Source organism: Pseudonocardia xinjiangensis (genome assembly GCF_012911925.1).
GTDB lineage: Bacteria > Actinomycetota > Actinomycetes > Mycobacteriales > Pseudonocardiaceae > Pseudonocardia > Pseudonocardia xinjiangensis.
On sequence record NZ_JAAXKY010000090.1, the window covers coordinates 1 to 18467 of the forward strand.

Below are 18467 nucleotides of genomic sequence, written 5' to 3' on the forward strand. Positions count from 1 at the left end.
GCACCTGTACGACGCCGAGAACATCCTGGTGCAGCAGAACCAGGTCACGCTCGACGTGCTGCCCAACACCTTCATGCGCGCTCCGGGCGAGTCGATCGGCACCTTCGCGCTCGAGGCCGCAGTCGACGAGCTGGCCTACGAGGTGGGGGTCGACCCGATCGAGCTGCGGATGCGCAACGAGCCGGAGCGGAACCCGATCGACGGCAAGCGGTTCGCGCACCGCGCGTTGCGCGAGGCCTACGCTCGCGGGGCCGAGCTGTTCGGCTGGTCGGCCCGGACGCCGCAGCCCGGCTCGATGCGGGACGGGAGGTGGCTGGTCGGCATGGGTGTGGCGTCGGCGTACCACCCGGCATGGCAGTTCCTGGCCAACGTCACCGTCCGGCTGGCGGCCGACGGCACCGTCCTCGTGCGGTGCGGGTTCCACGAGATGGGCATGGGCGGGGCCACCGCCCAGGCGCAGATCGCCGCCGACGCGCTCGGCGTGCCGTTCGAGGCGGTCACCGTGGAGTACGGGGACAGCGCACTCCCCACCGGACCGGGTGCGGGCGGCTCGGGCCAGACCGCGAGCGTGGCCGCGAGCCTCGTGGAGGCGTGCGACAAGCTGAAGCGGTCGGTACTGGCACTGGCGGCGCGCTCGGCGGAGTCGCTGCTGCGCGGGCAGCGCCTGGCCGACGTCCGGGCCAGGGACGGCGGGCTCTACCGTGCCGCCGACGCGCGCGGGGAGTCCTACGCGGCGATCCTCGGGCGGGCGGCCCAGGTGTCCGTCGACGCCGCGGTGGGCTCCGACACCCGGCTGGGCAGCATCGTCGGGCAGGCGCGGTTCCTGACGAAGTTCGTGCTCGACAACCGGCGCTGGGTCAAGGCTGCGTCGGGCGCCCAGTTCTGCGAGGTCCGGGTCGACCCCGACACCGGTGAGGTGCGGGTGTCGCGCTGGCTCGGGGTGTTCGACGTCGGCACGGTGATCAACGCGAAGACCGCGAGCAGCCAGCTGCGGGGCGGGATCGTGATGGGCATCGGCATGGCGTTGCAGGAGGAGAGCCTCGTCGACCCGCGCAGCGGGCGCATCATGAACGCCAACCTCGCCGACTACCACGTTCCGGTGCACGCCGACATCCCGCCGATCGACGTGTACTACCTGAACGAGCCCGACCCCACGATGCCGCTGGGCCTGGTCGGGATCGGCGAGGTGAGCATCACCGGCGTCGCCGCGGCGATCGCGAACGCGGTGCACCACGCCACCGGCAAGCGGGTCCGCGACCTGCCCATCACGCTGGACAAGCTGCTGTGAGGGCTCATGGGGACTGACGGGGCGCCGTTCCGGCGGGCCCGCCGCCCCGAGCACAAGCAGCAGCGCTACGAGGCCATCCTCGCCGCTGCCCGGTCCCAGGCGGAACGCAAGGGCGTCAGCAACGTCAGCCTCGCGGACATCGCGGCCGAGGTCGGCGTGCACAAGTCGGCGCTGCTGCGGTACTTCGAGACCCGCGAGGAGATCTACCTCCATCTCACGGCCGAGGGCTGGCAGGACTGGGTGGACGGCATGCGCGACGAGCTGGCGCGGCTGCCGGTCGGGTCGGTCACCGGGGTGGCGGAGGTGGTCGCCCGCACCCTCGCCGCCCGGCCGCTGCTCTGCGACCTGATGACCCACACGTCCCTCACCCTGGAGCGGAACGTGTCGCTGGAGGCGGTGCGGAACTTCAAGCTGGCCGCGCTCGCCGCGCTCGCCGACGCCGAGGTGCTGATCCGGCGGGTGCTGCCCGACCTGACCGACGACGACGTCCGGGACCTGGTGGGAGCGGTCAGCGCCGTCGCCGCAGGTCTGTGGCAGGCCACCCATCCGCCGGCCACGCTGGTGGCGCTGTACGCGGAGGACCCCCGGCTCGAGCACACGCGGCTGGAGTTCACCCCGTCGTTGCAGCACCTCATCGAGGTGGTCCTGACCGGCCTGCTGCACCCGCGCGACGGTGGCGGTGCGCCCCGGCCGGACTAGCGCGGCCCGGCGGCGACGGGCGCCATCCGGAACAGCCAGACGTCGTCGACCCGGCGGCCGGGGGATCCCGTCACGCGCCGGGTCCACTCCAGGAGCGGCGCGCCGACACCCGGCCGGTCGACGACGAGGACGACGGTCACCCCTGCGGCGCGCAGCTGCCGCGCCGCCGAACCGGCGCCGGCCATGGACGTCGTGCGGCCGGCGGTGATCTCGGTGGCAACGCGCTGGTAGAGGGTGGTGGGCGCCTCGAGGAGCAGGTCGTGCCGCGGGTCCGACCCGATGAAGTAGCCACCGATCGTGCGGTAGGCCATGCCGCTCGCCGCCTGCCACCGCAGCGGCTCGGCCCCGCCCATCCAGGTTCCGGTGATCGTCGGGACCGTCTCGGCCACGTCGTCGGCAGCCAGCTGCTGCTGGGCCGAGCGCGTGAAGAACGTGGGGACCGGCGCGGGTACGGCCACCTGGGAGTCGGAGGGGAGCCACGTGACGGCGGCCAGCAGGGTGGCGGCGACAGCAGCGGTGCGGCGCGGGCCGGGCGGCGTGGCGGCCAGGTGGTCCAGCCAGACCGCGACCAGCAGGGCCACGCACAGCGCGACGAAGACCTGGAACCGGACGGGCTCGATCTCGGACAGGAGGGGCACGCGCTCGACGAGGTGCCACGGCAGCGGGATCCCGGTGTCGTGGTCCAGCACCACGAGACCGACCCCGAAGGACAGCACGAGCAGCACCACCCCGATGGCCCCGACCATCCGCACCAGCGGCCGCCGGACGCTCACCACCGCCACCAGTACGACGACCAGCAGCGCCACGCCCAGGTAGCCGCCCTGCTCACCCGCGTGCGAGCGGAGCTGGTCGGCGAGCGGCCCGGTGCCGCCCCGGAGCGCGGCCAGGTGGGTCGGTACGAGGAGGTTGGCCGCGTCCGCACCGGTCACGGCCGGGTCCCGGATCTGGACGCGGGGCCGGTTGGGCCCGGCGAGGAGCTGGTAGAGGGGATACGCGCACAGCGCCGCGTACGTCGCGAGGCACGCCGCCACGGCTCTGGCCACTCCCGGGAGCCGCTCGACGGCGAGCTGCGGCCGGCGGACCGCCAGGCAGACGGCGACGACGACCAGCGCCACCGCGCCGAGGGCGACCGTCTGGGAGTAGATCCCGGTCTGCACCGCGAACGCGACACCGAGTAGCGCTCCGGCGCGTGCCGGATGGGCGGTCGGAACGACGACGAGAGTGTGTACCGCCCAGAGGAGGACGGGCGGTAACACCGCCCACACGAGGTTGAGGTGGCCGACCGAACCGTGCGCGACGACAAATGGCGAGAACGCATACAGTAGACCGGCTATTGAGCGTGGCAGCCATCGAGCCACATACGGGCGTAGCGCCAGCACGAGAGCCAGGCCGGAAACCACCGGCCCGAGAATCATTCCGATGTTGTAGGAGACGACCGGTCCGGCGGTGAAGGTGACCGGCGCCAGCAGGAACGCCAGCAGTGGAACCGAGGTGTTCCACATAGCGTTAACGCCGCCCGGATAGTTCTGGTGGGCGGTAAACAGAAGCTCGTGGCCGTGGCCGGCCGCCCACGGGAACCAGTTGAGCCACCAGGCGAACAGGTGGGCGTCCGCCGAGGTCGACCCGGTGGTGGAGCCGCCGAGGTCGCCCAGCACCCGGCGGTGCACGGCGAGAGAGGCGACGAGGTACACCGCGGCCGTCAGCGCCGACGCGACGGCCGGGCGATGACATGGCGAGATGGCGCCACCGGTGCGGGTTCCCGCGCGGAGACCGATGGCGGTCGGCATGGCTACCGACTCCGGCTCAGGCCAGGGAGCCGCGCAGCGCCGCGTGCTTGGCCTTGAGGGCGGTGTCCTTGTTGATCGGGTCGTGGGCCTCGTCCGGCTCGAGCTTGCCGAGTACGGCGACGGCGTCGAGCACGGAGAACAGGCGGACGAGGTGGGCGATCCGGGCCTCGTCCTGGTCGACAGGCTCCTGCTCGCCCGCGGCGAGAGCCAGCGTGCGGTCGATCCAGATCACCTCGACGTGCAGGTCGGCGTGCTGCAGGAGGTCGCACAGCCGGTCGCGCAGCTCGCCGGGGGACAGGTCGGTCCACCCGGACAGGGTCGTCGGGTCGACCGGCAACAGCCGGCCCCGCTTCCGGAAGTAGATCAGCTCGGCCGCGTACGCGTGGCCGTAGGCGTTGTACTGGCAACGGTTGTAGAGGGAGATGGTCGTGCAGACCAGTTGCGTTCGCAACGGCCCCAAGGCGCGCAGAGTGCGGTCGTAACGGTGGACGCTGCTCAGGCTCCAGGACATCGCCCGGGCCGGTCCCAGCTGCTCGACAGTGGCGGCCGCGAGATGAGGCGCGAACCCCCAGAACTCCTTGCCCAGCCCTTCGAGGAGGCCTGTTGCGAGCCGATCGAGCTCGCCAGCAGCCATTCCCCTACCCCCTACCCTGTGAGTGACACGAATAGTACTCGCACGTGCAGTCGCATGTGCGTGCGAAGTGCCGGGGACTTGTCGCGGCGGCGAGTCCCGTCAATGGTGAGTGACGTATCCGGCGCATTAAGACTAGTAGTGGTCGGCCTATTCGGCTGTTGGGGCGGTTGCGACACCCCGCAGTTCGTCCGAACGTGCGGATCGGGCCGCCGCAACTACACCGGGTGACCAACGGCGTCCACGGTGGGGAAGCGTGCGGTCTCCGATGGGGCGGTCCCGTCCGGAGCAACGGGCACACTTCCCCTGTGCTCCCACCTCGCGACCCGGCCGTGCCTGATCTCTCCGGCGGCGTGGTGAGCCGCGCCGAGGGCGAGCGGGTGGCCGCGCTGCTGGGGCTCGAACCGCTGCCCGACGAGGGTGGCCTGTTCCGGCGCACCCACCTCGACGCCCACTCCGCCGCGATCTACTACCTGCTGCTCGCGCCCGAGTTCTCGGCGTTGCACCGCCTCGACGCCACCGAGACCTACCACTGGTATGCCGGATCACCCCTCCGGTTGCTCCTGCTGCACCCCGGCGGTGCGATCGAGGAGCCGGTGCTCGGCCCCGGTCTCGAGGCCGGGCAGCGGCCGCAGGTGGTGGTGGCGGCGGGAACCTGGCAGGGGTCCAGCCCGGAGGGGGAGTGGTCGCTGGTCGGCACGACCACCGCGCCGCCGTTCGACTGGGCCGGCTTCCGGCTGGGCGACCGCGCCGTCCTCCTCGACCGGTACCCGGGCGCCCGGTCACGGATCACGGAGCTGACCCGCGCGGCTCGGCCCGACCACGGGTGACCGCCCGCGGGTCAGGCCGACCGGCGCGTCGCTCCGGCCCCCCGCCCGTGGGCCGGGTGTGGCCGGTTAGGGTCCCACCAGCAGTGACGAGGAGGGGTCGTGTCCGAGGAAGCGCCTGTCGGCCGCGTCGTCGGCACCGAGGACTCCACACCGCTGCTGTTCAGCGTGGCCCTGGCTCAGGAGCAGTACCTGCAGCTCGACGACGTCGTGGTCACCGTCCGGCCGGTGCCCGGGATCGGCCCGGTGCTGACGTCCGGGGTGGTCACCGAGGTCCGGGCCCGGCACGAGGGCGCCTCGTTCGGCTCCGACGTCTTCCTCATCGCCGACGGCGTGCTCCCCGCGCAGGTGCAGGAGGTCGCCGAGATCACCACCACGCGGGTGGAGCCGGAGTGCTACGTCCCGCCGACGCCGGGCTCGCTCGTCCGGCGCGCCACCGGTGAGGATCGCGCGCGGGCGCTCTACTTCGACCAGATGGCCCTGAAGGTGCCGGTCGGGCTCGGCCGCGACGGCGAACCCATCTACGTCAACCTGGAGTTCCTCGACGGCACGCGCGGCGGCCACGTCTCGATCAGCGGCATCTCCGGCGTCGCCACGAAGACGAGCTTCGCGCTCTTCCTGCTGTACTCGATCTTCCGCAGCGGCGTGCTGGGGCGGCGCTCGGTCAACGCCAAGGCGCTGGTGTTCAGCGTCAAGGGTGAGGACCTGCTGTTCCTCGACCAGCCCAACAACCGTCTCGACGACGACCTGCGCGCCGCGTACGCCAAGCTGGGCCTGCTCGCGGCGCCGTTCGCCTCGGCGGGCTTCTTCGCCCCGCCCACGCCCGAGGACCTCTCCGGGCGCCCGCACGTCACCGGCCGGACCAGCGGGGTCACCGCGTTCTGGTGGACGCTCGCGGAGTTCTGCACCGAGGAGCTCCTCCCGTACGTCTTCGCCGACGCCGAGGACGAGCGCAACCAGTACACGATGGTGATCCACCAGGTCGCGGCCCGGCTGCGGCGGGAGGCCACGCCCGTCGGGGACGGCGCGATCGCGGTGGGCGGCAAGGTGCTGCGCACCTACGACGACCTCGTCGAGTTCGTCTCGGACCGGCTCACCGACGAGGACGAGCGCCGCGACTGGGCGGGCCCGGTCACCGGCACCGGCACGATCAACGCGTTCCTACGGAGGCTGCGCTCCAGCCTCAAGCCGCTGCGCTCGATCGTCCGCGGCGACCTCACCGACGCACCGGGGCGGCGCGTGAGCACCGACGCGCACCAGGTCACGGTCGTCGACCTGCACAACCTGCCCGAGCGGGCCCAGCGGTTCGTCGTCGGCGTGGTGCTGGCGTCCGAGACCGCGCGCAAGGAGGCCGCCGGGCCGGGTGGGTTGCTGTTCACGATGATCGACGAGCTCAACAAGTACGCGCCGCGCGAAGGGTCGAGCCCGATCAAGGAGGTGCTGCTCGACATCGCCGAGCGCGGCCGCTCGCTGGGGATCATCCTGATCGGCGCGCAGCAGACCGCGAGCGAGGTGGAGCGGCGGATCGTCTCCAACTCGTCGATCAAGGTCGTCGGCAGGCTCGACCCGGCGGAGGCCGGGCGTCCGGAGTACGGCTTCCTGCCCCCGTCCCAGCGACAGCGCGCCACGCTCGCGAAGCCCGGCACGATGTTCGTCTCGCAGCCGGAGATCCCGGTGCCGCTGGCCGTCGAGTTCCCGTTCCCGGCGTGGGCGACCCGGCTGTCGGAGTCGGCGGGTGATCCGCAACGGGCGGCGAGCACCAACGGTGCGGCGCGGCTCGACCCGTTCGCCCGGCTCCCCGCGATGCCCGACGACGAGGACGACGCACCCTTCTGAGCGCCCCGACCCCCGCGAGTCGCCCGTTTCGGGAGGTCGAGTCGCCCGTCGGCGGCTGTCCGGGCCCCCGGATGTCCGAATTGCGGCACCCGGTAGCGTGGCCCGAGACAGTCAGGAGTGACTGTTCCTGTCGTCGGCAGGACCCGCAGTTCTCGATCCCCCGAGGGAGGCAGGTGTTCCCCGGCACCTTCGCCACGCTCACTCCCGACAAACCGGCCGTGATCATGTCCGACAGCGGTGCGGTTCTGACCTACGCCGAGCTGGACGACCGCTCCGTCCGGCTGGCGAACGTGCTGCGCGAGGCCGGCCTGCGGCCCGGTGACGGCGTCGCCCTGCTCGCGGAGAACCGGTTGGAGTTCCACGTCGTCTACTGGGCCGCGATGCGCAGCGGCCTGTACTTCACCCCACTCAACCACCACCTGACGGCCGCGGAGATCGTCCACATCGTGAACGACTGCGGGGCGAGGGCGCTGGTCGTCTCGTCCGGCGTCGCCGCGATCGCCACCGCGCTGCTCGGACGGACGCCGCAGGTGGCGATCCGGCTGGCGGTCGGTGGCCCGGTGGCGGGCTACGACGACATCGTCGCCTCTCTCGCGGCCGCGTCGCCCGAGCCGGCGGCCGACCAGCCCCGCGGTGCCGAGCTGCTCTACTCCTCGGGCACCACGGGGCAGCCGAAGGGCATCACCGTGCCGCTGCCGGGCCGGCCGGTCGACGCCTACGTCAACCCGCTGAAGCGGCTGTTCGGGGCCGGATACGGCATCGCCGACGACACCGTCTACCTCTCGCCCGCACCGCTCTACCACACCGCACCCCTGCGCTTCACCGGCTTGGTGCACGAGGCGGGCGGCACCGTCGTCGTCATGCCGCGCTTCGACGCGACCGCCGCACTCGCCGCGATCGAGCGGTACCGCGTGACGCACAGCCAGTGGGTGCCGACGATGTTCGTCCGGATGCTCAAGCTGCCCGACGACCAGCGGCTCGCCCACGACCTGTCCTCGCACCGGGTGGCCGTGCACGCCGCGGCGCCCTGCGCGGTCGAGGTGAAACGCAAGATGATCGAGTGGTGGGGCCCGCTGGTGGAGGAGTACTACACCGGCAGTGAGGGGCTGGGCCTCACGATGATCGACTCCGCCACCTGGCTGCGCAGGCCCGGGTCGGTGGGGCGGTCGGTGCTCGGCGTCCTGCACGTGTGCGGCGACGACGGCGAGGAGCTGCCGGCCGGGCAGGTCGGCACCGTCTACTTCGAGCGGCGCGCGTTCCCGTTCACCTACCACAACGACCCCGAGAAGACCCGTCAGGCGCGGCACCCGGAACACGAGAACTGGGGTACCGCGGGCGACCTCGGATACGTCGACGCCGACGGCTTCCTGTTCCTCACCGACCGCGCCGATTTCACGATCATCTCGGGCGGGGTGAACATCTACCCGCAGGAGGTGGAGAACGCACTGGCGCTGCACGCCGCGGTGCTCGACCTTGCGGTCTTCGGCATCCCCGACCCCGAGATGGGTGAGCAGGTGATGGCCGTCGTGCAGCCTGCTCCCCAGGTGGCGGTGGGCCCGGACCTGGAACGGGAGCTGCTGGCCTATCTGCGGGAGCGGATCGCGCACTACAAGGTGCCGCGCAGGATCGACTTCGTCGACACGCTCCCGCGCGCCGCCACCGGCAAGCTGCGCAAGCACCGGCTGCGCGAGACCTACCTCGCCGGAGCGCGCGGGTAATCGGCGAGCCGGTCGTCCGGGGCGGTGATTCGATCACGGCATGACCGCTGACGCCCCCACTATCCTGGCGACTTCGATCGATTTCGCTCCCCGCAACCGCAACGAGATCGACTGCGAGCCCGGTCCGATCTTCCCTTACGCCTTCGAGCTGGCGAGGCCGTCCGCGCGCCCGCGGCTCTGCTTCGTCAGTACCGCCTCCGGCGACGCGATCACCTACCTGACCACGTTCTACGGCGCGTTCGCCGCGCACGACGTGCAGACCTCGCACCTGGCCCTGTTCGGGATGCCGAACGTCGAGGACGTGCGGGCGCACCTGCTCGCCCAGGACGTCATCTGGGTCGGCGGCGGCAGCACCGCCAACCTGCTCGCGGTCTGGCAGGTGCACGGCCTGGACCGGATCCTGCGCGAGTGCTGGGAGGCCGGGGTGGTGCTCGGCGGGGTCTCCGCCGGGTCGATCTGCTGGCACGACGGCGGCACCACCGACTCGTTCGGGCCGCAGCTGGCGCCGATCACCGGTGGGCTGGGCTTCCTGCCGTACTCGAACGGGGTGCACTACGACGCCGAGGAGAGGCGCAGGCCGCTGTTCCACGAGCTGATCGGGAACGGCACGCTCGGCGCCGGGTTCGCCACCGACAACGGCGTCGGCATCCATTACCGGGGCACCGAGTTCGTCGAGGCGGTCGCGGATCGACCGGACGCGTTCGCCTACCGGGTCGAGCGCGGCGCCGACGGAACGGTGAGCGAGACGAGGATCGTTCCGCGGCGGCTGTGATGATCTCTGCGATTCCGGGGGCGGGGCGCTCGGCGGTCCGTCACTGCCGCCGGAACCGCTGGGACAGCTCCGGGTCGTCCTCCCACCACAGCCGCGGGCGGTCCGCGTCCGCCTCGTCGTCGGACGGGGGCACCGCGGCAGCCCTGGCGGCGTCGCGCTCGTCGAGCTCCGCGTCGATCACGGCGGCGCGCTGACGGTCCTCGCGCTGCATCCGCGCGACCACCACCCCGATGAAGGGCAGGCCCACCACGTCGCCGCCGATCCAGAGCGCGCCCGCGCCGAGCCACTGGTCGACGTGCAGGCTCGGTCCCCAGTCGCGCGCGACGGCCGTGTAGTAGCCGGCCGCGACCAGCGGGCCCAGCCAGAGCACCACGCCGAGCACGGCGTCGCCGATCATCTCCACGATGGTGATCGCGAGCGTCACGCCGTAGGGATCCGCCCGGGGGGCCGGGTCGATGCGGAACCTGGTCCAGAAGTAGATGAACCCGGTGACCACCAGCACCAGCCCGGCAACCGCGCTGGCCAGGGCGCTGCGCAGCGTCTTCTCGTACAGCGGGCTGAGGTAGAGCACGAGCAGCGGCAGGGTCAGGACGACGGTCACGACGAGGGGGAAGGTGGCCACCCGGGCGCCGCGGCTGTGCATGACCCGGGAGAGCCGTGTGCGTGCCGGCGGGGGCAGCACGTCGCGCAGCAGCGTGAGCGGGGCCCCCATTGCCAGCAGCATCGGAACCACCATCAGCAGCACGATGTTCTGCACGGCCCGCACCCAGAACAGCGTGTCGTCGTACACGCCGAGGAACGACATCCCGACCAGCGCGATGACCACGACCCCGGCGGCGAAGCACGCGGTCCGGCCCCGCGGCCATGCCTCCGCCGCGGCCGGCCGCCTGCGCAAGCCCACCCCGTACCCGCCGCCGAGTGCGGCCACGGTGGCCGCAACCCCCGGCGTGAACCGCCAGGACGTGAACGTTCGTGCCAGCGTCAACGGCGGCGGACCGGCATACGCCAGCGCCGCGACCACTCCGGATGCCACGCCTCGACGCTACGCGCGCTCCGGACCTGGTCCGGGCGCCGGACCGCGCTGAGCGCGATGCGCGGGCCGCCCGGCGACCGCGCGGGCCGCCGGTCATGACCATCGGCGCCGGTGGGTGTGGCGCTCCGGGATCTGACGGACCCGGTGCCTACGATGACCACCTGATGCGACTGCTTCATACGTCCGACTGGCACGTCGGCAAGACGCTCAAGGGCCATTCGCGCCTCGACGAGCAGGAGCAGGTGCTCCGCGAGATCGTCGGCATCGCGCGGGAGCAGGAGGTCGATGCCGTGCTCGTCGCGGGCGACCTCTACGACACGGCGGCGCCATCGGCGCAGGCGCAGCAGCTGGTGATCCGCACGCTCATGGGGCTGGCCCGCACCGGGGCCGAGGTGATCGCGATCGCGGGCAACCACGACCACGCACCCACCCTCGACGCCTACCGGCCGCTGGCGGGCGTCGCCGGGATCACGCTGGTCGGGTCGGTGCGCACCGCGGAGCGGGGCGGGGTGGTGGAGTTCACGGCCCGGTCCACGGGAGAGCGGGCCACGGTGGCGGTGCTGCCGTTCCTGTCGCAGCGCTACGCGGTGCGCGCAGCCGAGCTCGTCACCAACACGCCCGCTGAGAACACCGGCGCCTACGACCAGCAGCTGCGCGACATCCTCGCCAGCCTCACCGCCGGTTTCCGCGACGACGCGGTCAACCTCGTGATGGCCCACCTCACGGTGCTCAACGGCACGTTCGGCGGAGGGGAGCGGGCCGCGCAGTCGATCTTCGAGTACGCGGTGCCCGCCGCGATCTTCCCTCTCGAGGCCCACTACGTCGCCCTCGGTCACCTGCACCGCCGCCAGCGCATCGACGCGCCCTGTCCGGTGCACTACTGCGGCGCGCCGCTCGCCGTCGACTTCGGTGAGCAGGACAACACGCCGGTCGTCTGCCTCGTGGAGGCCGCACCGGGCACCCCGGCGAAGATCACCGACATCCCGATCACGGCGGGGCGCAGGCTGCGCACGCTGCGCGGCACGATCGCGGAACTGTCGGTGCTCGCCGACACCGTGGGCGACGACTTCCTGCGCGTGTGGGTACGTGAGCCCGCTCGCGCGGGCCTGCGGGAAGAGGTGATCGCGATGCTGCCCGGTGCCCTCGAGGTGCGGATCGACCCGGAGTTCGCCGCGCCCGTCGCGGCGTCCCGCCCCACCACCGGTGGGCCCGACCAGGGCCCGTCCGAGCTGTTCCGCGAGTACCTGGGCACCCGCAACATCGCCGACACCCGCGTCGAGCAGCTGTTCGCGCGCCTGCACGACCGGGTCACCGACAGTTCGAGCCCGAGCACCGGCACCGAAGGGTCGCTTGCGGGCCCGAGCATCGGCGGAGCGGGCTGATGCGCCCGGTACTCCTGGAGATGGCGGGCTTCGCCTCGTTCCGCGAGCCCACGACGGTCGACTTCACGGGCGCGGAGTACTTCGCGCTGGTCGGGCCCACGGGGTCGGGCAAGTCCACGGTGATCGACGCGATGACCTTCGCGCTCTACGGGTCGGTGCCGCGGTGGGACAACAGCCGCACCGTCGGGCTGGCGCTGGCGCCCTCGGTGGGCCGCGGCACGGTCCGGTTGGTCTTCGACGTCGCCGGCGGCCGGTACGTCGCCGCGCGGGAGCTGCGGCGCGCGGCCACCGGCGGCGTGTCGGTGCGCAGCGCCCGGCTCGAACGGCTGCGCGACGGGTCGGGTCTCGGCCGCCCCGGCGAGGACACCGAGCCGCTCGCCGACGGCGCCGGGCCCGTCACCAAGGCCGTCGAGGAGCTGCTCGGGCTGCCCTTCGGCGACTTCTGCACCTGTGTGGTGCTGCCGCAGGGCGATTTCGCCGAGTTCCTGCACACAGAGCCGCGCAAGCGCCAGGAGAAGCTGGTGCGGATCCTTGGGCTCGGCGTCTACGACGTGATCGCGCGGGAGGCCAACAGCGAGGCGGCGGCCCAGCGGCAGCGGTCCGAGGTGCTGGCCGAGCAGCTCACGGCCTACGCCGACGCCACCCCAGAGGCCGAGGAGGCCGCCGCCGCGCTGGTGGTCGAGCTGGAGGCGCTGTCGGCGCGCGTCGGCGCCGCCGTTCCCGAGCTGGCAGGCGCGGAGGCCGCCCTCCACACCGCCGAAGGGCTGGTCACCCGGCTGCACGCGGAGCGGGAGCAGCTCGGTGCCCTCACCCTGCCCCACGGGCTCGCCGAGCTCGACACGCGGCAGCGCGCCGCGGCCGGTGAGCAGGCGGCCGCCGAGGCGCGGGCCGCCACCGCCGAGTCCGCCGACACCGCCGCCCGTGAGCGGCTCGCCGCCGCACCGGCGCGCGGCCCCCTGGAGCAGGTTCGGCGTCAGCACGCCGAGCTCCGCGGCCTGTCGGGTGAGCTGCCGGGCGCGCGGGAGCGGCACGAGAAGGCCAGTGCCGCCTACGCCACCGCCGCGAGCGACGCCGCCGACGCCAGAACGGGCCTGGAGCACGCGCGGACCCGCCGCGACGGTGCCGTCTCCGCGCTCACCTCGGCGCAGGACGCCGTGCGCAGGCTCACGGCCGAACGTGACGCGCTGCGGTCGGTGGCGGTTCCCACCGGGCTCGACGCGCTCGAACGGCGCCGCGCCGGTGCCGCCGCCGCCCTGGACCGGGCCGACGCCGTGCTGGCCGAGGCGGAGACCGCCGACGCGCAGGCCCGTTCGGTGCTCGCCGCCGCACCCGACCGGGCGCCACTGGAGCAGGCGCGCCGTGACCGCCGCGAGCTCCACGACGCCGAGGAGGAGCGCCGCTCGGCCGGTGAGCGTGCGGCGGGCGCGGAGCGGGAGATCGTGGCGGCCGTGGCGCTGGTGGCCGACACCCGCCACCGCCTCGTCCACGCTCAGGAACAGCACGCGCTCGCGCAGCGCGCCGATCTCGCCGCCGCGCTGCGCCCCGCTCTCGTCGCGGGCGAGGCGTGCCCGGTCTGCACCCAGGTGGTCGCCACCCTGCCCGCGCCGCTGCCGGCCGACACCGACCCCGACGGCCCGCGGCGCGCCGTCGCCGCCGCCGAGCGGGCCCACGACGAGGCCCGGCGCCGGGAGGTGGCGGCGGAGGCGGCGCGGGAGCGGGTGGCCGCCGAGGTCGAGCGGCTGGACGCCACGATCGCGCGGCTGCGCTCTGCGGTGCAGGGGGTGCTGCCCGCTGCCGGCGCGGCCCAGGTCCCGACCGCTGCGGAGATCGACGCCGCGCTCGCCGATCTCGACCGGCTCGCCGCAGCGGCGGAGGAGGCCGACGTCGCGGTGCGGGGTGCCCGCCGGCGCCGCGCCGAGGCAGCCGCTGCCGTGGAGGACCTGCGCGCCGAGGTCACTGCCGCCGCGGCCGCACTGCGGGCCGCCCGCGACCCGCTGGTGCCGCTCGGTGCCCCGGCGGTCGACGGCGGCGACGTCCTCGGCGGCTGGACCACGCTGGTCGAGTGGGCCGGCGCGGCGACCGCGTCCCGGCACGCCGAGCTCGGGTCCGTTCAGGAGGAGGCCGCGTCGGCCGAACGCCTCCGGGCCGCCGCCGAGGAGGCGTGGGCCGCGGCCGAGCGCGCCGCGGCCGAGCGGCGTCGCGACGAGACCGCCGCCGCCCGCGCCGAGCAGGACGCCCGGGGCGCCGTCGAGGCGATCGAGCGGAGCGTCACGCAGCTGGAGGCCGCGCTGGCCGGCGCGCCGTCCGACTCGGCCGCCGCCGCGGAGCTGGAGCGGCTCGACGCCCTCGACCTCGCGGTCCGGGAGGCCGACGCGGAGCTGCGCGCCGCCCGTGCCGCGTGGCGGTCGGCCGAACGCGCCGCGGCGGACGTCGGCCGGGAGGTCGCAGCGGCCTGGGACGCGCTGCGCCACGCCCGTGACCCGCTCGTCCCGCTCGGTGCGCCCGCCGTCGGCGGCGACGAGCTGCTGGCGGGGTGGCAGACACTCGTCAGCTGGGCCCGCCGCGAGGCGGCCGCCCGCACCGACCGGCTGGCCGAGGCCGAGCGCGCGGCGCAGACGGCCAGGGGCGCCCGCGACGCCGTGGAGCGACGGATCGCCGACGACCTGCTCGCCCATCACGTCTCCGCCGCCCCACCGCTCGGCACCACCGCGCTCGCCGCGGTCGCCGGCGTGATCGCCCGGTCCCGGTCGGCCCAGGAGCGCGTCGCCGAGCGGCGGGCGGCGGCGGAGAGGATCCGCACCGACCGCGAGGAGGCCGAGTCGGCCCAGCAGGTGGCGAAGCTGCTCGGCAACCTGCTGCGGTCCGACGGGTTCCCGCGCTGGCTGGTGGCCTCAGCGCTCGACGCGCTGGTGGCCGACGCGTCCCGCAGCCTCGCCGAGCTGTCCGGCGGCCAGTTCGAGCTCACCCACGAGGGCGGCGAGTTCCTGGTGATCGACCACGCCGACGCCGACGCGCGGCGCCCGGTCAAGACGCTCTCGGGCGGTGAGACGTTCCAGGCGAGCCTCGCGCTCGCACTGGCGCTCTCGGCGCAGATGTCCGGGCTCGCCGCGCAGGGGGCCGCCCGCCTGGAGTCGATCTTCCTCGACGAGGGCTTCGGCACGCTCGACGAGGCCAACCTCGAGGTCGTCGCGAGCACGCTCGAGAACCTCGCCACCCGGGGCGACCGGATGGTCGGCGTCGTCACGCACGTGGCGGCGCTGGCCGAGCGGGTGCCGGTGCGGTTCGCCGTGAGCCGCGACCAGCGCACGTCGTCCGTCACGCGGGAGGGCCTGTGAAGTTCGCCGTCGAAGCCTGGGATCCCTCCTACGGCGCCAGCGTCGAGTCCGAGCTCAACGAGTCGGCCGCCGAGGTCGTGCTCGACGTCGAGCAGCCCGTGCAGCAGTGGTGTCCGGTCGACCCGGACCCTGCTGTCGCGCCGCCGGAGGCCGTGCTCTTCGTCGACGGCGTGCGGCGGGTGGACGCGCAGGTGTGGGTGGAGGAGGAGCCCGGGCTGGCCTCGCCCGCCCTGTGCGCGTCGTATGCGGCCGGGGCGGTCTGCTGCTGCCGGGAAGGCGCACATCTGCTGCCGCCCGAGGTCCGCCGCGGCGTGTTCAGCACGGCCGAAGCCACCACCGACATCGTCACCGGGGCCGGTGCCTACCAGGCCCACCACACGACCGAGCGGCCCGGTGTGGCGCCCGGCCAGGTGCTCAGCTCGGCGCTGCAGCGGGCGCTCGCCGACACGGAGTTCGTCGCCGCCACCGTCGCCCGTGCCGCCCACCTGGCCCCGCTCGACGGCGCCGGCCTCGACCACGCCGCCGTCGACGACCTGCTCGTGCTCGACGGCTCCTTGCGCGGTCGCCAGCACCTGCCGCGGACCATCGGGTACGTCAAGACCCACCACAGCAGCTACCTCCCCGCGCAGCTCGGGGCCATGATCGCCACGCTCGCCGCCGGGCAGCGCACGCCCGTGTTCCGGATCGAGGCCCCGTGGCGACGCCACACCTGGTACCTCCGGCTGCCGTGCCGTCCGGGAGCGCCGTGGGCGGGGATCGTGCGGGTGGAGTGCAGCGCGGAGCTGGCCACGGCCGACGCCGTCACGCTCGCGTCACGGAGCCAGGTGACGTTGGGCCGCTTCGCGTCGGTCGAGTTCAAGGACTCCCGGGCGCCGCAGAACCTGTACCCGATCGCCGGCCTGGAGCGGGAGCTGCGCCGGCGGCTGGGGGACCCGAACCTCGTGTACCGGGCGCTGCGCCGCGCGGCGGCCGAGCGGGAGCCCGCGGTGATCTGACCCCCGCCAGGGTCAGTGCTGGGGGAGCCGGGGCTCCACGGGCAGGTCGAGGATGCGCGCGGCGAGGCGGGACCTGCTGGTGCCCGGCTGGAAGTCGGTGGCCCGGATGCGGCTGCGCAGGTACTCCCGCTCCTCCCGGCTCCACCGCGCCCACAGCCGCTCGATCAGGTCCAGGGCCTGGTACTGCTCGTTCGCGGACGCCGGAGCGGTGATCGCCGACGCCAGGAGCCCGGTATCCGCCGTCGACGGATCGCCCTTCATGAACCCGATGCTGAGGGTCCGGAGCACCGGCGAGCCCCCGATGAACAACGCCCGCACCTCGGCGGCGGGGATCGTGGAGCCGAAGGCCATCGCACTGGCCCGCTCGACCAGGACGTCCTGGAGGTGCACCCGCGCGCTCTCGTACTCGGGGTCGCCCCGGAGCTCGGAGTGGACGATCTCGTAGGCGATCGCGAAGCGCGCCAGACCGGAGTTCTCCATCACCCCCGCGGCGGTGGGGGCACCGGTGGCCGCCGCCTCCATCGTGAGCTTGAGGCTGACGCCGTCCGTGCCCACGTTCAGCTCGGAGAGCCGGGGCAGGACCAGCACGACGATGACCAGCGCCGTGCCGGCGACGAGGACGGCCACCGCGGCGGTGTCGCTCCGCAGCACGAATGCGCTCACGCAGCCGGCGACGAGGGCGGCGATCCCCAGCGCGGCTGCGCCAGCGCGGAGGAGGAGCGCGAAGGACAGGCCCGGTCTCCGGGGCGCGCCCGCACCCGCTCCGGCCGGGGCCACCGACTCGTCCGCCACCAGGACATGATCGGCGCAACGGCCCGCGGCTGACCACGCGGGGTGGCGGTTCCGGCTCCGAACGCGCCGGGCTCCTAGATCATGGCGCTGGCCTGCTCCTGGACCCCGGCCAGCGCCCGGCCGTACATCTCCCGGATCAGCCCCTCGTTGAGGCTGGGGTGGCGTGCCGCGGTCTCCAGATCCCGCCAGTTGCGCTCGATGACCTTCGCTCGGGAGAAGGAGCTGGCGCCACTCACCGTCAGCAGGAGCTGCAGTGCCTCGCGCAGACACCGGGAAGCGTGCCCGGCGTCCATCCGCCCCCGGGCCCGCAGGGTGATGTCGGGTCGTCGTCCGGCCTCAGCCGCCTCGCTGAGGGCCTCGGCCGACCGGGCCATGTGCAACCACGCCGAGTCGATGAGGTTGGCGGCCTCCGCCAGGCTCGCCTGGACACCCGGGGAATCGGCGAGCCGGCTGTAGGTCGACATCGCCAAGGGCTTGCCGCTGTCGACCACGTCCATCGTCTGCTCGAAGGCCGATCGGGCGATCCCGTGCAGGACCGCCGCGAGCGGCATCGCCAAGGATCGGCCGGGGACGCGATAGAACGGCTCGGTGCCTTCGCCACCACCTTCCATAAGGTCGATAAATCGACGAATATGGCGGTCTGCCACGAAAACCTCGTCGGCCACGAGCGTATTGCTGCCGGTTCCCCGCATTCCGGCCATGTCCCAGGTGTCCTCGATGGAAAGGGCGTCGAGGGGCACGAGTCCGAGACCCCGCTCGTTGTCATCGTTCACGATCGGCATGCCGAGCGCGGCCCAGCCGGCCTGGTAGCAGCCGGACACCGCCGACCATCGGCCCGACACGAGCTGCCCGCCATCGGTGCGCGTGACCACGAGGCCGAACCCGGTGAACGCGCCGCACAAGGCGACATCCGGGTCCTTCCCCCACAGGTCGGCGCGGACCTGCTCACCGAACGACCCGGCCATCCGCTGCGCGCCGTAGGACAGGGCGACGACCCACGCGCTCGACGCACACGCTCGCGCCACCTCGGACGTGACCTCCAGACATGTCAGCAGGTCTGCCTCGGCGCCGCCGTGGCTCCGGGGGACACCGAGCCGGAAGAAGCCGGCCTCGCGCAGAGCGTCGGCGGCCTCGTCGGTGAGCCGGCTCTCCCGTTCGGCCTGATCGGCGTTGTCCCGCAGCACGGGCGCGATGGCCCTGGCAGCTTCGACGAGGGCCGCGCGTTCGCGGTGTGTGATCTCCATCCTCGGTCCTCCAATGGGTACGACAGCGCGGCATACGCGACTCGTCGATCACTGGAGCGTATTCGGGAACGGCGATAAGTGATTATGAACAACGTCACCCGGGAGGCGCGGGGTGGTGAGCATCCTCT

Annotated in this window: 14 protein-coding genes; 9 read left to right on the plus strand and 5 right to left on the minus strand. The window is 73.4% G+C overall.

Annotation, left to right across the window (positions count from 1 at the left end):
• The coding region (locus HF577_RS23965; RefSeq protein WP_169398195.1) for a xanthine dehydrogenase family protein molybdopterin-binding subunit at nt 1–1288 on the plus strand (1288 nt) is incomplete at its 5' end.
• A 6-nt stretch (nt 1289–1294) separates the two neighbouring features.
• Nucleotides 1295–1987 carry a TetR/AcrR family transcriptional regulator gene (locus tag HF577_RS23970; RefSeq protein WP_169398196.1) on the plus strand — a complete coding sequence of 231 codons (693 nt, stop codon included), beginning with the start codon at nt 1295–1297 and terminating at the stop codon, nt 1985–1987.
• Here the strand turns inward: HF577_RS23970 and HF577_RS23975 are convergent.
• Together HF577_RS23975 and HF577_RS23980 are read right to left on the minus strand one after the other, a co-directional pair.
• Entirely contained in the window at nt 1984–3774 is a 1791-nt protein-coding gene (locus HF577_RS23975; protein ID WP_169398197.1) for a hypothetical protein, read from the minus strand. The two genes, HF577_RS23970 and HF577_RS23975, sit on opposite strands and share 4 nt — an antisense overlap.
• 16 nt (nt 3775–3790) lie before the next feature.
• Nucleotides 3791–4408, minus strand: coding sequence for a hypothetical protein (locus HF577_RS23980; protein WP_169398198.1), 618 nt, complete (start codon nt 4406–4408; stop codon nt 3791–3793).
• Nucleotides 4409–4713: 305 nt separating this feature from the next.
• Between HF577_RS23980 and HF577_RS23985 the strand changes: the two genes are divergently transcribed.
• From HF577_RS23985 to HF577_RS24000, 4 genes are all read left to right on the plus strand, one after another.
• Nucleotides 4714–5235: a cupin domain-containing protein gene (locus HF577_RS23985; protein ID WP_312859337.1), complete on the plus strand. Its 522-nt coding sequence runs from the start codon at nt 4714–4716 to the stop codon at nt 5233–5235.
• A 99-nt stretch (nt 5236–5334) separates the two neighbouring features.
• Nucleotides 5335–7068, plus strand: a complete 1734-nt coding sequence (locus HF577_RS23990) for an ATP-binding protein (protein WP_169398199.1) — start codon at nt 5335–5337, stop codon at nt 7066–7068.
• A gap of 173 nt (nt 7069–7241) precedes the next feature.
• Complete coding sequence (locus HF577_RS23995) at nt 7242–8786, plus strand: acyl-CoA synthetase (RefSeq protein ID WP_169398200.1); 1545 nt, start codon at nt 7242–7244, stop codon at nt 8784–8786.
• Nucleotides 8787–8826: 40 nt separating this feature from the next.
• On the plus strand, nt 8827–9558 hold the full coding sequence (locus HF577_RS24000) for a Type 1 glutamine amidotransferase-like domain-containing protein (RefSeq protein WP_169398201.1): 732 nt from the start codon (nt 8827–8829) through the stop codon (nt 9556–9558).
• 40 nt (nt 9559–9598) lie between these two features.
• On the opposite strand, the gene HF577_RS24005 is transcribed toward HF577_RS24000, so the two are convergent.
• Nucleotides 9599–10591 (minus strand): cytochrome c oxidase assembly protein, encoded by a 993-nt coding sequence (locus HF577_RS24005; protein WP_312859338.1) that lies wholly within the window; start codon nt 10589–10591, stop codon nt 9599–9601.
• Between the two features lie 164 nt (nt 10592–10755).
• Here HF577_RS24005 and HF577_RS24010 point away from each other — a divergent pair, with 164 nt between their 5' ends.
• The 3 genes from HF577_RS24010 to HF577_RS24020 are packed head-to-tail and all read left to right on the plus strand — an operon-like array spanning nt 10756 to nt 16303.
• Nucleotides 10756–11973, plus strand: a complete 1218-nt coding sequence (locus HF577_RS24010) for a metallophosphoesterase family protein (RefSeq protein ID WP_169398202.1) — start codon at nt 10756–10758, stop codon at nt 11971–11973.
• Entirely contained in the window at nt 11973–15308 is a 3336-nt protein-coding gene (locus HF577_RS39360) for an AAA family ATPase (RefSeq protein ID WP_169398203.1), read from the plus strand. The genes HF577_RS24010 and HF577_RS39360 overlap by 1 nt, the downstream gene beginning before the upstream one ends.
• Nucleotides 15305–16303 carry a hypothetical protein gene (locus HF577_RS24020; protein WP_169398204.1) on the plus strand — a complete coding sequence of 333 codons (999 nt, stop codon included), beginning with the start codon at nt 15305–15307 and terminating at the stop codon, nt 16301–16303. Before HF577_RS39360 ends, HF577_RS24020 begins: the two co-directional genes overlap by 4 nt.
• A gap of 12 nt (nt 16304–16315) precedes the next feature.
• On the opposite strand, the gene HF577_RS24025 is transcribed toward HF577_RS24020, so the two are convergent.
• Together HF577_RS24025 and HF577_RS24030 are read right to left on the minus strand one after the other, a co-directional pair.
• Nucleotides 16316–17095 (minus strand): hypothetical protein, encoded by a 780-nt coding sequence (locus tag HF577_RS24025; RefSeq protein WP_169398205.1) that lies wholly within the window; start codon nt 17093–17095, stop codon nt 16316–16318.
• A gap of 74 nt (nt 17096–17169) precedes the next feature.
• Entirely contained in the window at nt 17170–18339 is a 1170-nt protein-coding gene (locus HF577_RS24030; RefSeq protein WP_169398206.1) for an acyl-CoA dehydrogenase family protein, read from the minus strand.
• Nucleotides 18340–18467 lie beyond the last annotated feature (128 nt).

What these genes read in the sequence shown, in the direction of transcription:
- HF577_RS39360 (WP_169398203.1), top strand. Translation starts at nt 11,973, where the DNA reads ATGCGCCCGGTACTCCTGGAGATGGCGGGCTTCGCCTCGTTCCGCGAG.
- HF577_RS24010 (WP_169398202.1), top strand. Translation starts at nt 10,756, where the DNA reads ATGCGACTGCTTCATACGTCCGACTGGCACGTCGGCAAGACGCTCAAG.
- HF577_RS24000 (WP_169398201.1), top strand. Translation starts at nt 8,827, where the DNA reads ATGACCGCTGACGCCCCCACTATCCTGGCGACTTCGATCGATTTCGCT.
- HF577_RS23975 (WP_169398197.1), bottom strand. Translation starts at nt 3,774, where the DNA reads ATGCCGACCGCCATCGGTCTCCGCGCGGGAACCCGCACCGGTGGCGCC.
- HF577_RS24030 (WP_169398206.1), bottom strand. Translation starts at nt 18,339, where the DNA reads ATGGAGATCACACACCGCGAACGCGCGGCCCTCGTCGAAGCTGCCAGG.
- HF577_RS23970 (WP_169398196.1), top strand. Translation starts at nt 1,295, where the DNA reads ATGGGGACTGACGGGGCGCCGTTCCGGCGGGCCCGCCGCCCCGAGCAC.
- HF577_RS23980 (WP_169398198.1), bottom strand. Translation starts at nt 4,408, where the DNA reads ATGGCTGCTGGCGAGCTCGATCGGCTCGCAACAGGCCTCCTCGAAGGG.